The sequence below is a fragment of the Streptomyces sp. NBC_00306 genome (genome assembly GCF_036169555.1).
GTDB classification, from domain to species: domain Bacteria; phylum Actinomycetota; class Actinomycetes; order Streptomycetales; family Streptomycetaceae; genus Streptomyces; species Streptomyces achmelvichensis.
In genome coordinates this window covers 1,196,311-1,210,782 of record NZ_CP108032.1, presented here as the reverse complement: position 1 = coordinate 1,210,782, position 14,472 = coordinate 1,196,311, and the positions used below count along the sequence as shown (strand labels likewise).

10 protein-coding genes are annotated in these 14,472 nt (G+C 72.4%); 5 read left to right on the top strand and 5 right to left on the bottom strand.

All coding sequences use genetic code 11. The features are described 5' to 3' along the window. Positions 1-58: 58 nt before the first annotated feature. Positions 59-5,008, top strand: coding sequence for a hypothetical protein (locus OHA05_RS05345; RefSeq protein ID WP_328859952.1), 4,950 nt, complete (start codon positions 59-61; stop codon positions 5,006-5,008). Positions 5,009-5,046: 38 nt separating this feature from the next. On the opposite strand, the gene OHA05_RS05340 is transcribed toward OHA05_RS05345, so the two are convergent. Continuing rightward, a complete protein-coding gene (locus OHA05_RS05340) occupies positions 5,047-5,487 on the bottom strand; it encodes a hypothetical protein (protein ID WP_327685286.1) in 441 nt (146 codons plus the stop codon). Between the two features lie 476 nt (positions 5,488-5,963). On the opposite strand from OHA05_RS05340, the gene OHA05_RS05335 reads away from it, so the two are divergent. The 4 genes from OHA05_RS05335 to OHA05_RS05320 are packed head-to-tail and all read left to right on the top strand — an operon-like array spanning position 5,964 to position 10,106. Next, complete coding sequence (locus OHA05_RS05335; protein ID WP_328859951.1) at positions 5,964-8,657, top strand: sensor histidine kinase; 2,694 nt, start codon at positions 5,964-5,966, stop codon at positions 8,655-8,657. Beyond that, positions 8,654-9,106, top strand: coding sequence for a roadblock/LC7 domain-containing protein (locus OHA05_RS05330; RefSeq protein ID WP_313947555.1), 453 nt, complete (start codon positions 8,654-8,656; stop codon positions 9,104-9,106). Before OHA05_RS05335 ends, OHA05_RS05330 begins: the two co-directional genes overlap by 4 nt. Positions 9,107-9,115: 9 nt before the next feature. Beyond that, positions 9,116-9,520 (top strand): DUF742 domain-containing protein, encoded by a 405-nt coding sequence (locus OHA05_RS05325; RefSeq protein ID WP_313947556.1) that lies wholly within the window; start codon positions 9,116-9,118, stop codon positions 9,518-9,520. Next, complete coding sequence (locus OHA05_RS05320) at positions 9,501-10,106, top strand: GTP-binding protein (protein ID WP_313947557.1); 606 nt, start codon at positions 9,501-9,503, stop codon at positions 10,104-10,106. Before OHA05_RS05325 ends, OHA05_RS05320 begins: the two co-directional genes overlap by 20 nt. Before the next feature lie 122 nt (positions 10,107-10,228). On the opposite strand, the gene glpK is transcribed toward OHA05_RS05320, so the two are convergent. From glpK to OHA05_RS05300, 4 genes are all read right to left on the bottom strand, one after another. Next, positions 10,229-11,743: a glycerol kinase GlpK gene (glpK, locus tag OHA05_RS05315; protein ID WP_328859950.1), complete on the bottom strand. Its 1,515-nt coding sequence runs from the start codon at positions 11,741-11,743 to the stop codon at positions 10,229-10,231. Positions 11,744-11,773: 30 nt separating this feature from the next. Continuing rightward, entirely contained in the window at positions 11,774-12,535 is a 762-nt protein-coding gene (locus tag OHA05_RS05310; RefSeq protein WP_313947559.1) for an MIP/aquaporin family protein, read from the bottom strand. A gap of 263 nt (positions 12,536-12,798) precedes the next feature. Next, on the bottom strand, positions 12,799-13,989 hold the full coding sequence (locus tag OHA05_RS05305) for a lipid-transfer protein (RefSeq protein WP_328859949.1): 1,191 nt from the start codon (positions 13,987-13,989) through the stop codon (positions 12,799-12,801). Continuing rightward, positions 13,986-14,423 carry a Zn-ribbon domain-containing OB-fold protein gene (locus OHA05_RS05300; RefSeq protein ID WP_328863336.1) on the bottom strand — a complete coding sequence of 146 codons (438 nt, stop codon included), beginning with the start codon at positions 14,421-14,423 and terminating at the stop codon, positions 13,986-13,988. The genes OHA05_RS05305 and OHA05_RS05300 overlap by 4 nt, the downstream gene beginning before the upstream one ends. Between the last annotated feature and the right edge of the window lie 49 nt (positions 14,424-14,472).

The window sequence follows — 14,472 nt, the reverse complement described above, 5'->3', positions numbered from 1 at the left end:
TCACCCGGGCCCCCGCCACCCGCCCCGCCCATCCGCCTGCCGACCACGAGAGTCCGCCATGTACGAGCTGTCCCGCGTTCGCCTCTACTCCATCGGGCCCGCCGGAGCGCGCTACGCCGACACCGTGCTGGATCTGCGCGGGGTCGGCGCGCCGGTGCCCCATCCCGCGCCGACGCAGGCCGAGTTCTTCGAGGAGGAGCCGGCCGGCCCGCCCCGCCGTCCGGCCCCCGCCGGCGTGCTCTTCCTGGAGAACGGCGGCGGCAAGTCCGTCCTGCTGAAGCTGATCTTCTCCGTGATGCTGCCCGGTCACCGCAACACGCTCGGCGGCGCGAGCTCCGGAGTCCTGCGCAAGTTCCTGCTCGCCGACGACTGCGGGCATGTCGCGCTGGAGTGGCAGCACACCCTCACGGGCGAGCTGATCGTGGTCGGCAAGGTGAGCGAGTGGCGGGGACGCCAGGTCTCCAACGACCCGCGGAAGTTCGCCGAGGCCTGGTACTCCTTCCGGCCCGGCCCGGGGCTCAGCCTCGACTCCCTGCCCGTCGCCGAGTCCTCGGTGGTACGCCCGCCGGTCGAAGGTGTCTCCGGCGCACAGGGCCGCCGCCGCACCATGAAGGGCTTCCGGGACGCGATCACCGAGGCGGCGAAGGTGTACCCGCACCTGGACGTCTACTGGGAGGAGATCCACGACCGCTGGAACGAGCACCTCGGCGAGGTGGGCCTCGATCCCGAACTGTTCCGCTACCAGCGGGAGATGAACGCCGACGAGGGCGAGGCGGCGGGCCTCTTCGCGGTCAAGAAGGACTCCGACTTCACGGACCTGCTGCTGCGGGCCGTCACCGACACCCGTGACACGGACGGCCTCGCCGACCTCGTCAGCAGCTTCGGCAACAAACTCGGCCGCCGGGCCGAGCTGACCGCCGAGCGCGACTTCACCGCCGGATCGGCCGACCTGCTCGGCCGGATCGTGGAGGCGGCCGAGGCGCGTACACGAGCCCGCGAGATCCACACCGGAGCCGAGCGCCGCACGCGTACCCTCGCCCGCCGGCTCTCCGCACGGGCCGAGCTGGAGCGCGGCCGCACCGCGGAGCTGACCGAGCAGGTCACGGCCGCCGCGCACACGGTCACCGACGCGGAGCAGGCCCGTAGCCGCAGCTCCCTGATCGCGGCCGAACTGGCCTACCGGCACGCGTCCTTGGCGCTGACCGTCGCGGAGAAGGGCGCGGCAGCCCAGCGGCGCGAGCTGATGGACGCCCGCACGCTGCACTCCGCGTGGCAGGCGGCGGAGGCGGTGCTGCGGCACCGCGCCGCCTCCGACCGCTCGGCCCGTGTCGCCGTCGCCATCCGCGAGGCCGAACGCGACGCCGCCCCCGCGCTCGCCGCCCGCGCCAAGGCCGCCGCCGACCTCGTGCGGGCGCTGCACTCCGCGGCGGAGGCCGGCGAGCGGGTCGCCAACGAGGAGGAGGAGCGGTCGGCCGCACTCCAGGAGGCGGGCGAGGCCGCCCACCGCGACGCGACGGCCGCCGCGACCGAGGCGCAGCGCGCACGCAGCGAGATCGGCCACCTCCGGCAGCGGCTGAGTGAGGTCGAGCAGGAAACGGTCGAGGCGGTACGCGCGGGCTGGCTCGACGACACGGCCCCGGACGCAGACCCGGCGCGCGCCGCGCTGGCGGCGAGCGACGCGGAGAAGGCGGCCGTCGCGGGATGGGACACGGCCCGCGAGGCGGGACGCGCCACGGCGGACCGCGCGCGGGAGGCGGCCGCGGCGGAGTCCCGCGCCGAACTGGCGGCGGCCCGGGCGTCGGACGCGGCCCAGGCCGCGGAGAACGCTTACGAGGCCGAGCGCCGCGCGGCGGACGCCATCGCGGAGGACGACCGCCTCGCGGAACTCCTCAGTCTGCCCCCGATGACACAGGCCCCGGCCTCGGGCGCGACGGTGCCCTCGCCCCGCCGCGGCACGGCCGGCGCGGAGGCCGGGCACGGAGGAGCGCACGCGCCGACCGAGCCGTACGGAGCGGGTCCGGGTCCCGATGAGGACGGCCCGGTCGACCACGCGGGTACGTCAGCACACAGCGTCGGTGGCGACACCGCGGGTGCCGACACCACGCCGGAACCGGGCACCGCCGAGACGCCCGCGCAAGGTCCCGCCGGCTCCGTCGCACGGACCGCCCGTCCCGCCGAAGGCCCCCTCACCACCGAGGAGTTGGACCGGTACGCCGACGAGCTCCACGAGCTGCTCGACCAGTACGTCTCCTCCGCCGAACGCCAGCTCTTCGACCTGCGGACCGTCGCGGCCGACGACAGCCGGATCCTCGGGGCGCTCGGCGACGGAGGCCTGCTGCCGCCCGGCCCCGACGTCCTCGCCACCGTCGAGTACCTGGGAGAGCACGGCGTTCCGGCTCTGCCCGGCTGGCGCTACCTCGCGCAGGCCGTCGACCCCGCCGACCACGCCGCCGTCCTCGCCGCGCGGCCCGAGCTCGTCGACGGTGTGGTGATCACCGATCCCGCGTCGCACGCCCGCGCCCGTGAGGTCCTCACCGGGGCCGCGCTGCTGCCCCGTTCCGCGGTCGCCGTCGGCACGGCGGCCGCGCTGCTCGCACCGGTGCCCGGCCCCGGTACCGGTCAGGACGACGGCAGCGGTGTCTTCCTCGTACCGCCGAACCCCGCGATGCACGACGAACACGCGGCCGACGAGGAGCGGCAGGCGCTGCGCGCACGGGCCGCTGCCCGGGACGAGGAGATCCGGGCGCTGGCCGCCCGGCTCGCCGCGGACCGGTCCCTCGCCGCCCGCATCGGATCGTGGCGCGCGGACTGCCCGCCGGGCATGCTCGCCGAGCTGGCGCAGGCCGCACACGCGGCCCGCGAGACCGCGGAAGAGGCGCAGGCCGAACTGACGGAGGCGCGGACCGTCCGCGCCGAGGCGGACGAGGCGGCGGCCGACGCCGCGCGCGTCCGTGACGACCGCCAGGAGACCGCCCAGCGCGCCCGCCGGGTCGCCGACGCCCTCGCCGGCCTCGCGTTCCGGCTGCGGGAGCGGGCCGGCTGGCAGGTGAAACTGCGCGAACTGGCCGACGAGGCCGCCGAGTCCGAGGCCAGGGCCGCCACCTGCCTGGAGCGCGCGAAGGCCGCGGACGAGGACCGCAGGGCCGCCCAGCGGGCCGGCGACGACGCCCGCCGTACGGCCCGCGCTCTGCGTGCCGAACGCGCCGAGATCGCGGGCGCACCCGAGAATCTGCCGGAGCCGGACGAGGACGCCGCCCGTGCCGCGCTCCCCGCCCTGCGTGAGGCCTACCGCGCGGCCTCCCAGCTGTACGAGAAGGTCGGCGTCGGCGCCGACCTCCGCGCCGAGCAGGCCCGGGCCGAGAGCGACGAGAGCGCCGCCCTCGCCGAGCTCGACCGGCTCACCAACAAGGTCCGCACCCGCGCCGCCCAGCTTCTGGAGGGCACGGACGGCGCCGACGGGCCGTCCCGTCAAGCCGCGGCCGCCCGCGCCGAGTCGCTGGTGCAGATGCTGGAGTCACGGGCGACGGAGGCCAGCGAGAAACTGGGCCGGCTGCGCGGCGAGGCGGAACGACTGGCTCCCGCCGACGGCGACGCCCACACCGAGCTCCCCGACGAGCTCGTCCCGGCCGACGCCGAACAGGCACAGACCCTGCTGCGTACCGCGACCGCCGAACTCGCCTCGCGCACGGACGCGTTGGAGACGGCCCGCGACGCTCACGCGAGCCTGCTCCAGGCCCACCGGGCGTCCGAGGACGCCAGGGGAGGCTTCGAGGAGGCCGCGGCCCTGCTGCGCGACCTGTTGCGTGAGCAGCACGACGAGGAGGGCCAGGAGACCCCCGAGCCGTACCCGGGCAGCCTGGCGGAGGCCCGCCAGTCGGCCGCCGAGGCACGCCGCTCCCTGCGTTCGTGCGCCGCCGATCTGTCCGCCGCCGAGACCTCCGTACGGGAGGCGAGCGACGTCCTCGTCCGGCACGCCAACTCCACGCGCTACGAGCAGGTGCGCACCCCCGCGCGGCAGCAGATCCGGGAGCTGCCGGCCTCCGCGCTGCCGGAGCACGCGGCGAAGTGGGCCGAGGCGTTCGCGCCGCGCCTGCGCGTACTGACCGACGAACTGGAGCAGTTGGAGCGCAACCGCGACACCATCGTCGACCGGCTGCGGGGCCTGGTGGAGTCGGCGCTGACGACGCTGCGCTCGGCCCAGCGGCTCTCCCGGCTGCCGGAGGGCCTCGGCGAATGGTCCGGCCAGGAGTTCCTGCGGATCCGCTTCGAGGAGCCGGACCAGGCGACGCTGGCCGAGCGGCTCGGAGAGGTCATCGACGAGGCGACCCGCGCGGCCGTGCGCAAGAACTCCTCGGCCGCCTACGGCGAGGGGCGCAGGGACGGCATGTCGCTGCTGCTGCGCGGAGTGCAGGCGGCGCTGGAGCCCAAGGGCGTCGCCGTGGAGATCCTCAAGCCGGACGCCGTGCTGCGCGCCGAGCGGGTACCGGTCGGTCAGATGGGCGATGTGTTCTCGGGCGGCCAGTTGCTCACGGCCGCCATCGCGCTCTACTGCACGATGGCCGCGCTGCGCAGCAACGACCGCGGCCGCGACCGGCACCGCCACGCGGGCACCCTGTTCCTCGACAACCCGATCGGCCGGGCGAACGCCACCTATCTGCTGGAGCTCCAGCGGGCCGTGTCGAACGCGCTCGGTGTTCAGCTGCTCTATACGACGGGCCTGTTCGACACCACGGCACTCGCGGAGTTCCCGCTCGTCATCCGGCTGCGCAACGACGCGGATCTGCGGGCGGGGCTGAAGTACATCAGCGTCGAGGAGCACCTGCGGCCCGGCCTGCCCCAGCACGACCCGTCCGGCGAGAGCGTCCACGGTGAGATCACCGCGACCAGGATGTACAAGCGCGCCGCGGTGGAGCAGGAACCCGAGGCCTCTGCCCCGCCCGGAAACCCCGCCTCACCGGAGCACTCCGGCGCGAACGCCGCGCCCGCCGCGGCTGAGGCCGCCCGCTGAGGGCGGGTGGTCCCGACACCGCGCAGGGGCCCGGCTGTTCAGGCCTGGGACAGCCGGCCCCGGCTCTGCCGCCGTATACGCGCACTCTCGCGGGACGACGCCTTGGCCGCCCGCCGCACCCGACGGCGCTCCCGTCGTAGTTGCCGCGCGCTGCTGCTCGGCGCGGAGATCACACCATGGCGCTGGTTCCACACCTGACGGGTCACCCACACGTCCAGCACCGCCCAGGTCGCCACCACGGTGCTGGCGACGGAGCTGAGCACCATCGGAAATGCCAGCCATGAACCGGCAAGGGTGCACAGGAAGGCGATCATCGCCTGAATCAATGTCAGGGACGTTATGAGTACCGCGCGGACCGCCGCCGTGCGAACCGGATCCGCCATACGCCGTCTTGCCACCGGCTCCTCGACCCAGAGCTGCGGTGAATCCTGCGCATGGCCCGTCGCTCGTACCGCTCCGCGACGCTCGTCCGTGTCCATGGAACTGTCACTCCCCACTTCTGTCCGGCTTCAGGGTGGCTGCCCGGATTCCGTTGCTTTACTCCGGCGCCGCGTCGTACACGGACGTAGCCGCACGTCGCGCGCGCGGACGGAGATGAACAACCGGTGCCGGCCGCGAACGGCCCGGCGCTGAACCGAATCCACGGTCCGCCGATGCGGACGCGCCCCCGCAACCCCCGTACAGAAGGACGATTGACCAGGCGGAATGATTCCCGCAGAGCGAAGAATTCCAGCCATCTCCCACGGTCCGAAAAATGACGTGCCGCCAGGTGGGGCGGGACACGCGGGGAATGTCATCTCCTTGAATACCAGGACAACCCGTGATCAACGCATCGTGGGCAGGCTGAAAATCGTCCGGACGCACCTTCGAGTTGTCTGTGTGACAGTAGTAGGCTCGCGCCGTTTGTTGACGGATAACACCGCCTGCCGTGGGCGGGGTTGAGCAGGGGGAGGCCATGCGCTTTCGCGGGAAGTCCATCCGCCGGAAGATCGTGGCGTTGTTGATGGTGCCGCTCGTCTCCCTGACGGCTCTGTGGGGCTTCGCCACCGTACTGACCGGCCGGGAGGCGGACCAGCTTCTCGATGTCGGCTCGGTGGTGGAACAGGTCGGTCACCCGGTCGAGGACGCACTCGAGGTCATCCAGAAGGAACGCCGTCAGACCCTCGTCTATCTGGCGGACCGCCGTGCCTCCGACGCGCTGCCCAACCTCCGCGAGAGGCGCGCGGCCACCGACGCGGCCGTGGCCACGATCAAGGAGAACGCGGAGAAGAAGGAAGTCCGCGAGGACATGCGGCCCGACGGCCGCACCAGGCTCTCTTCCCTGCTGGAGGGGCTCGACGGCCTCGCGGCCCTGCGCCGCTCCGTGGAGGCGGGCACCGTCTCGCGCGCCCAGGCGCTGGAGTTCTACAACCGCATTGTCGACCCCGGCTTCCGCTTCCTGACCACCCTGCACGCCCTCAACGACGTCGGCATGGAACGTCAGGGCCGCGCCCTGGTCGGCCTCGTCCGCGCGATGGAGATGCTGTCCCGTGAGGACGCGCTCATCGCCTCCGCCCTGACGACGGGCAAGGTCAGCGCCGACGAGATCCGCAAGCTCTCCGTCTTCGTGGCCAACCGCGAGCTCTACTACGACATCAACCTCGAGGTCCTGCCCGCGCAGGAACGCGGGATCTACGAGCAGTACTGGCGCAGCCCGGAGACCGCGGCCCTGCGCGACGCCGAGGAACGCCTCATCGCCGGCGGACCGCTGAAGAAGGCGAGCGCCGCCGAGGCCGCCGACTGGCAGTCGGCTGCCACCCCCGTACTCGACGAACTCGCGCGCGAGGCCGATGCCGCCGGCGCCCGCTACCAGGACCGCGTCGACCCGGCCGCGTACAGCGTCTTCGTCCGCGCGGGCATCGCCGGCGTTCTGGGCTTCCTCGCCCTGCTGGTCTCGGTGATCGTCTCCGTGCGCATCGGCCGCGACCTCGTCCGTGACCTGTCCCGGCTGCGCAAGGAGGCCCATGAGGTCTCCGGCGTCCGGCTGCCGAGCGTCATGCGCAGGCTGGCGGCCGGCGAACACGTCGACGTCGAGACCGAGGCCCCGCGCCTCGAATACGACAAGGACGAGATCGGCCAGGCCGGCCAGGCGCTCAACACCCTCCAGCGCGCGGCCGTCGAGGCAGCCGTACGCCAGGCGGACATGCGGCGCGGCGTCTCCGAGGTGTTCGTCAACCTCGCCCGCCGCAACCAGGTGCTCCTGCACCGCCAGCTCACGCTCCTCGACACCATGGAGCGCCGCACGGAGGACACCGAGGAACTCGCGGACCTGTTCCGCCTGGACCACCTCACGACCCGTATGCGCCGGCACGCCGAGGGTCTGGTGATCCTCTCCGGCGCCGCGCCCTCCCGGCAGTGGCGCAAGCCCATCCAGCTCATGGACGTCGTCCGTGCGGCGGTCGCCGAGGTCGAGGACTACGAGCGCATCGAGGTGCGCCGGCTGCCCCGCATCGGCGTCGGCGGCCCCGCGGTCGCCGACCTCACCCACCTCATCGCCGAACTCCTGGAGAACGCCACGGTGTTCTCGCCGCCGCACACCGGCGTCCAGGTGCACGGCGAGCGCGTCGCCAACGGCTTCACCCTCGAAATCCACGACCGCGGGCTCGGCATGGCTCCCGAGGTCCTCCTCGACGCCAACCTCCGGCTCGCCGAGACCCCCGAGTTCGAGCTCTCCGACACCGACCGCCTCGGCCTGTTCGTCGTCAGCCGGCTCGCCCAGCGCCAGAACGTGCGGGTCTCCCTCCAGCCGTCGCCGTACGGCGGGACGACCGCCATCGTCTTCATCCCGGCGGCGCTGCTCACGGACGCCCCCGAGACGCAGGGCACCGGTTTCCGGCTCGACCGCAAGAGCGAGAGCGCGGCGGGCCGGCGCGGCAGCGACGGAAAACTGTCGGCGCTCTCCGGTCCGGGCCGGGCGAACGGCTCGGCACTGCTCGACGGCCCCGTCGAACTGGAAGGCCCCGTCGACCCGTTGGGCTTCGACGCCCGCCCCGTGGAACGGGACTCCGGCGCCCTCGCCGACCTCGGCGACTCCGAGAGCGAGCGCGGCGGCATCTTCCGGGCGAGGTCCCGTGGCCGCCGGCGTCCGGTCCCCGAGGAACAGCACCAACAGGCGCTGGAGCCGGCGCCGGAACGGACGGTGGGACCCGTGTCGCTTCCCCGCCGCAAACCGCCGACGCTGGTCACCGACCACGGTCGCCGGGTCGACGAACCGGGCCGCTCGCACCCCGCCCCGGCCCCCGAGCCGGCGCGGACCGAGCCCGCACACCCGCCCGCCCACGAGCTCCGTCCGGCATCCCCCGGACCGTGGTCGTCGCCCCCGCCGCAGGACGGGCCGCCGGACCCCGGACTGATCGACGGCCTGCCGCGCCGGGTCCGCCAGGCGAGCCTCGCCCCCCAGCTCAGGGAGGGTACGGGGCAGAGCCCGGCACCGGACGTGCGCGATGATGTCGAACGGGACGCGGAACAAGTACGCAACCGCATGGCTTCCATGCAACGAGGCTGGCAACGCGGCCGCCTCCAGAACGCAGACGAGGCCGACGAAGCCGGGCAGACCACCGGTACCGGCCGGCCGGCACCACGAAACACATCGGAGGGGGACGGTCGATGACCGCACCGCACACCGCAGCAGACGCCGTGGGCGGCCGCCCGGTCGCCAAGGGATCCGGCGAGCTCAACTGGCTTCTCGACGAGCTGGTGGACCGCGTCGGCAGTATCCGCAAGGCACTTGTGCTCTCCAGCGACGGTCTGGCGACCGGCACTTCGGGGGAGCTGACCCGGGAGGACAGCGAGCATCTGGCCGCCGTCGCCTCCGGATTCCACAGCCTCGCCAAGGGAGTCGGACGCCACTTCGACGCCGGCAAGGTCCGCCAGACCGTGGTGGAACTGGACGAGGCCTTCCTCTTCGTCACCGCCGCTGGTGACGGCAGCTGTCTGGCCGTCCTCGCCGACGCCGACTCCGACGTCGGCCTCGTGGCGTACGAGATGACCCTGATGGTCAAGCGGGTCGGAGTGCACCTCGCCACCGCGCCACGGTCCGGTCCGGCCGCCGGAGGGTGAGTGTCCGGCATGAGTGACTCGACTCATAACGCCCAGCACCCTCACCACTACTTCGACGCCGAAGCGGGCCCCGTGGTCCGCCCGTACGCCATGACGCGGGGCCGCACCAGCAGTGCGACCCGTCACCGGCTCGACCTGATCGCCCTGGTCGTCCCCGAGCCGGCGGCGGACCACCCCGGCCAGGACCAGTCCCTGTCCCCGGAACATGTCGAGATCGTCGAGCGCTGCGGCGACATGCCGCAATCGATCGCCGAGCTCGCCGCCACCCTGGATCTCCCCGTCGGGGTGGTCCGGGTGCTGGTCGGCGACCTCGTCGAGGACGCCCTCGTGCATGTGACCCGTCCCGTTCCGCCGGCCGAACTGCCGGACGTGAGTATTCTCCGCGAGGTGATCAATGGTCTTCGGGCGCTCTAGCCGCCGGGAGCCTCCCGTCGAGCCGGTGACACTCAAGATCCTCGTCGCCGGCGGATTCGGCGTCGGCAAGACGACTCTGGTGGGTGCGGTCAGCGAGATCAGACCGCTGCGCACCGAGGAGACGCTGAGCGAGGCGGGCCGGCCCGTGGACGACACCGCGGGCGTCGAGTCCAAGACGACCACCACGGTCGCCATGGACTTCGGCCGCATCACGCTCCGCGAGGACCTGGTGCTGTACCTCTTCGGTACGCCGGGTCAGGACCGTTTCTGGTTCCTGTGGGACGAGCTGGCCCAGGGCGCTCTCGGCGCCGTCGTGCTCGCCGACACCCGCAGGCTGGAGGACTCCTTCGCGGCCATCGACTACTTCGAACGCCGTGGCATCCCCTTCACGGTGGGCGTCAACTGCTTCGAGGGCGCGGGCCGTTTCCCCGGCGAGACCGTACGGGCCGCACTCGACCTCGACCCCGAGGTGCCCCTGATGATGTGCGACGCCCGCGACCGCGAGTCGGTCAAGATGGTGCTCGTGGCGGTGGTGGAACACGCACTGGCCCGCGTCGACCGGCAGCGCGAGCACGCCACGACCTGATCTGCGCAGCGGCAGCAGCACGCCCCGCGGGGAGAAGCACGGCCCGTACCCCCACCGACTGGGGTACGGGCCGTGGGCTTGTGCACGGCCGCTGAGCGGCCCGCGGCAGCCGGGGCGGGGCCTCAGGACCGGCCGCCGTCGTCCTCCCAGCCGAAGCTCCGCTCCACCGCCTTGCGCCAGTTCGCGTACTCGCGTTCGCGGACCGGGGCCTCCATCCGCGGCGTCCACTCCACATCGCGCTGCCAGTGGGTCTTCAGCTCGTCGAGGTCCGCCCAGACACCGGTGGCGAGACCGGCCGCGTAGGCGGCGCCCAGGCATGTCGTCTCGGACACCTTCGGCCGGATCACCGGCACGCCCAGGACGTCCGCCTGATGCTGCATCAGCAGATTGTTCGCCGTCATACCGCCGTCCACCTTCAGGGTCGTGATCTGCACCCCGGAGTCCTGGTACATCGCGTCCACGACCTCACGCGTCTGCCAGCTGGTCGCCTCCAGGACGGCGCGCGCCAGGTGTGCCTTGGTGACATACCGCGTCAGACCGGTGATCACACCACGGGCGTCGGAGCGCCAGTACGGGGCGAAGAGGCCGGAGAAGGCGGGCACGATGTAGGCGCCGCCGTTGTCGTCCACACTCGCCGCCAGCGTCTCGATCTCGTCGGCGCTGCGGATGATGCCCAGTTGGTCGCGGAACCACTGCACCAGCGCGCCGGTGATCGCGATCGAGCCCTCCAGGCAGTACACCGGGTTCTCGTCACCGATCTTGTAGCCCAGGGTGGTGATGAGCCCGCTCTTGGACGGCACGGGGCGGTTGCCGGTGTTCAGCAGCAGGAAGCTGCCGGTGCCGTACGTGTTCTTGGCCGTTCCCGTGTCGTAGCAGGCCTGGCCGAAGATCGCGGCCTGCTGGTCGCCGAGTGCGGAGGCGACCGGCACCCCGGCCAGCTGGCCGACGGCCGTCCCGTAGACCTCCGAGGACGACCGGATCTCCGGAAGGACGGACTCGGGCACATTCATGGCCGCGAGGATCGAACTGTCCCACTGGAGGGTCTGGAGGTTCATCAGCATGGTGCGGGACGCGTTGGTCACGTCCGTGGCGTGAACGCCGCCCTCCGTACCACCGGTGAGGTTCCAGATCAGCCAGGAGTCGATGGTGCCGAAGGCGATCTCACCGCGCTCGGCGCGGCTGCGCAGACCGGGCACGTTGTCCAGCAGCCAGGCGGCCTTGGGGCCGGAGAAGTAGCTGGCGAGCGGCAGCCCGGTCGCGTCCCGGAAGCGGTCCTGACCGTCCGTGCCGCCCAGTTCGTGGCACAGGGCGGACGTGCGGGTGTCCTGCCACACGATCGCGTTGTGCACCGGCTTGCCGGTCGCGCGGTCCCACAGGACCGTCGTCTCGCGCTGATTGGTGATGCCGAGAGCGCTGAGCTGGTCGGCCCGCAGCCCGGCCTTGGCGATGGCACCCGCGACCACCGCCTGCACCTTGGACCAGATCTCGGTCGCGTCGTGCTCCACCCAGCCCGGCTTGGGGAAGATCTGACGGTGTTCGCGCTGGTCGACGGCGACGATGGCACCGTCCTGGTTGAAGATGATGCAGCGGCTGGACGTGGTGCCCTGGTCGATTGCGGCGACGAACCTGTCCGTCATGACGTCCCCTTGTCGATGCGGCCCGGAGGCCTAGAAGGCTGCGTTGAAGATGAGGCCGGCCAACAGCCCGCCGATCACCGGCCCGACCACCGGCACCCACGCGTAACCCCAGTCGGACGAGCCTTTGTTGGGGATCGGCAGAACGGCGTGGGTCAGCCGGGGGCCCAGGTCGCGCGCGGGGTTGATGGCGTAACCGGTCGGCCCGCCGAGCGAGAGACCGATGCCGACGACCAGCAGGGACACCAGCAGGATCGAGATGCCGGAGCCGTAAATGCCCGCGTCCTGCCCGGGGATCTGGCCGATGCCGATGCCGTCGTTCTTGCCGAAGGCGAGGATCGGCAGCACCAGCGCGACGGTCGCGATGACCTCGGTCATGGTGTTGGCGACCGGGCTGCGGACCTCGGGGCCGGTCGAGAAGATCCCGAGCGTCGGCTGGGCCTTGTCCTCCTCGGCGTTGGCCCGGAACTGTGCGAAGTAGACGAGGTAGGCCAGTACGGCTCCGAGGACCGCGCCGACCATCTGCGCCAGGATGTAGAGCGGAACCTTGCCCCACTCCCCGGTGTCGACGGCCACGCCGAGGGTCACCGCGGGGTTGAGGTGGCCGCCCGACAGGGGAGCGGCGGTGTACGCACCCGCCAGCACTCCGAAACCCCAGCCGAAGGCGATGACGATCCAGCCGGCGGCCTTGGCCTTGGAGTGGTGGAGGGTGACGGCGGCGCAGACTCCCGCGCCGAACAGGATGAGTATCGCGGTGCCGATGACCTCACCGAGGAAAATGTCCCCATTGCTCATGGCGGCTCCTAGGCCCTCGCCCGGGGCCCGGCCCCGGTCCTCCGTGCAGGGTGCGTGCCATGGACTTCCATGGCTGGGGGAGCCGGAGGCAGGGAGATCTCGCCCCCGCCCGGCGTCCGTGACGAGCGTGGTGAGCGTGCCGAAATGCGGCGATGCCGACGAACAGGCAGTGTTCACCGACCGTGTAGGGGCGTCAAGGTGGTGGACAGCAAGGGCGGGTCCCGGAGCGGAAATCGACGCCTCTCCGGGATTCGTACAGCGCCTCAGCGGACGGCGACGACCGCCGACCCGTGCCCGAACAGCCCCTGGTTCGCGGTGATTCCGGTACGCGCCCCGGGCACCTGGCGCTGCCCGGCCGTGCCCCGCAACTGCCAGGTCAGCTCACAGATCTGGGCGATGGCCTGGGCGGGCACCGCCTCGCCGAAGGACGCGAGCCCGCCGCTGACGTTGACCGGGACGCGTCCGCCGAGCGCCGTCACCCCCTCCCGTACGAGCTTGGCGCCTTCACCGGCGCCGCACAGCCCGATGTCCTCGTACCACTCCAGCTCCAGGGCCGTGGAGAGGTCGTACACCTCCGCCAGCGACAGGTCCTCCGGCCCGATGCCCGCCTCGTCGTACGCCGCCGCGGCAATGGACGCCCGGAACGAGTGCGGCGACGGCTCCACCGCCACGGCCGAGTCGGTCGCGATGTCGGGCAGATCGAGCACGGTCCTCGGATAGGTCGGGGTGACCGTGGAGACCGCGCGGATACGAACGGGGTCCGCCGCCCCGTGCCGGCGCGCGAAGTCCATGCTCGACAGGACCAGCGCGGCCGCGCCGTCCGACGTCGCGCAGATGTCGAGCAGCCGGAGCGGGTCGGCGACCACGGGGGAGGCGGCCACTTCCTCGGCCGAAACGGGCGTGCGGTAGCGGGCGTTGGGGTTGAGGGCTCCCGCCGCGGCGTTCTTGACCTTGACCAGGGCGAAGTCCTCGGAGGTGTCGCCGTGTACGGCCATGCGCCGGCGGGCGTAGAGCCCGAAGTAGGCCGGGTTGGTCGCACCGAGCACCCGGAAACGCAGCCAGTCCGGGTCGTCGGGGCGATCACCGCCGGCGGGTGCGAAGAAGCCCTTGGGGGCCGAGTCCGCGCCGACCACCAGCACGACGTCGGCCATACCAGCGAGGATCTGCGTACGAGCCGCGTCGACGGCCTGCGCTCCGGAGGCGCAGGCGGCGTACACACTCGTCACACGGGCCCCCTGCCAGCCCAGGGCCTGCGCGAATGTCGCCCCCGCCACATAGCCGGGATAGCCGCAGCGCACGCTGTTCGCGCCGACCACCGACCGGATCTGCGGCCAGGCGACACCCGCGTCGGCGAGGGCGGCTCTCGCGGCCACCGTCCCGTACTGCACGAAGCTGCGTCCCCACTTGCCCCAGGGATGCATTCCCGCCCCGAGGACCGCCACATCGCCGGTCATGACGACACCGCCACGGGCCGCCAGTGCCACGTCGTGAGAACGGTGTCCGTCCCCGCGCCCTCATCGAGGACACCGGGCACGACCTCGACCTCCATGCCGACCGCGAGATCCGCGACGGTGACCCCCGGCACGGCCTGTCCGAGCATGACCATGCGCTCGGCGGCGAGTTCGACGGCGACGAGGGTGTAGGGCTCCCACTGCGTCCCGGGATCGGAGACGTACGGCGCGGGCGGCCGGTAGCGGCCGTCGGTGTACGACCACACCCGCCCCCGCTTGGAGAGCGGCACCTCCGCCAACTCCCCGCCCGAGCAGGCGGGGTTGCGGCAGAAGGTGTCCTCGCGGGGGAAGAAGACCGACGAGCAGGCCGTGCACCGGGTGCCGAGCAGCCGGAAGTCCTCCTCACCGCTGTCGTGCGTGAACCATCCGGCGACCACGGGCGTGCGCGTCAAGGGTCCTCCCCGGCACGGCAATCTGACGGAACGT

Excerpts from the sequence above, each read along its gene's own strand:
- OHA05_RS05345 (WP_328859952.1), top strand. The coding sequence starts at position 59 with ATGTACGAGCTGTCCCGCGTTCGCCTCTACTCCATCGGGCCCGCCGGA.
- OHA05_RS05340 (WP_327685286.1), bottom strand. The coding sequence starts at position 5,487 with ATGGACACGGACGAGCGTCGCGGAGCGGTACGAGCGACGGGCCATGCG.
- OHA05_RS05335 (WP_328859951.1), top strand. The coding sequence starts at position 5,964 with ATGCGCTTTCGCGGGAAGTCCATCCGCCGGAAGATCGTGGCGTTGTTG.
- OHA05_RS05330 (WP_313947555.1), top strand. The coding sequence starts at position 8,654 with ATGACCGCACCGCACACCGCAGCAGACGCCGTGGGCGGCCGCCCGGTC.
- OHA05_RS05325 (WP_313947556.1), top strand. The coding sequence starts at position 9,116 with ATGAGTGACTCGACTCATAACGCCCAGCACCCTCACCACTACTTCGAC.
- OHA05_RS05320 (WP_313947557.1), top strand. The coding sequence starts at position 9,501 with ATGGTCTTCGGGCGCTCTAGCCGCCGGGAGCCTCCCGTCGAGCCGGTG.
- glpK (WP_328859950.1), bottom strand. The coding sequence starts at position 11,743 with ATGACGGACAGGTTCGTCGCCGCAATCGACCAGGGCACCACGTCCAGC.
- OHA05_RS05310 (WP_313947559.1), bottom strand. The coding sequence starts at position 12,535 with ATGAGCAATGGGGACATTTTCCTCGGTGAGGTCATCGGCACCGCGATA.
- OHA05_RS05305 (WP_328859949.1), bottom strand. The coding sequence starts at position 13,989 with ATGACCGGCGATGTGGCGGTCCTCGGGGCGGGAATGCATCCCTGGGGC.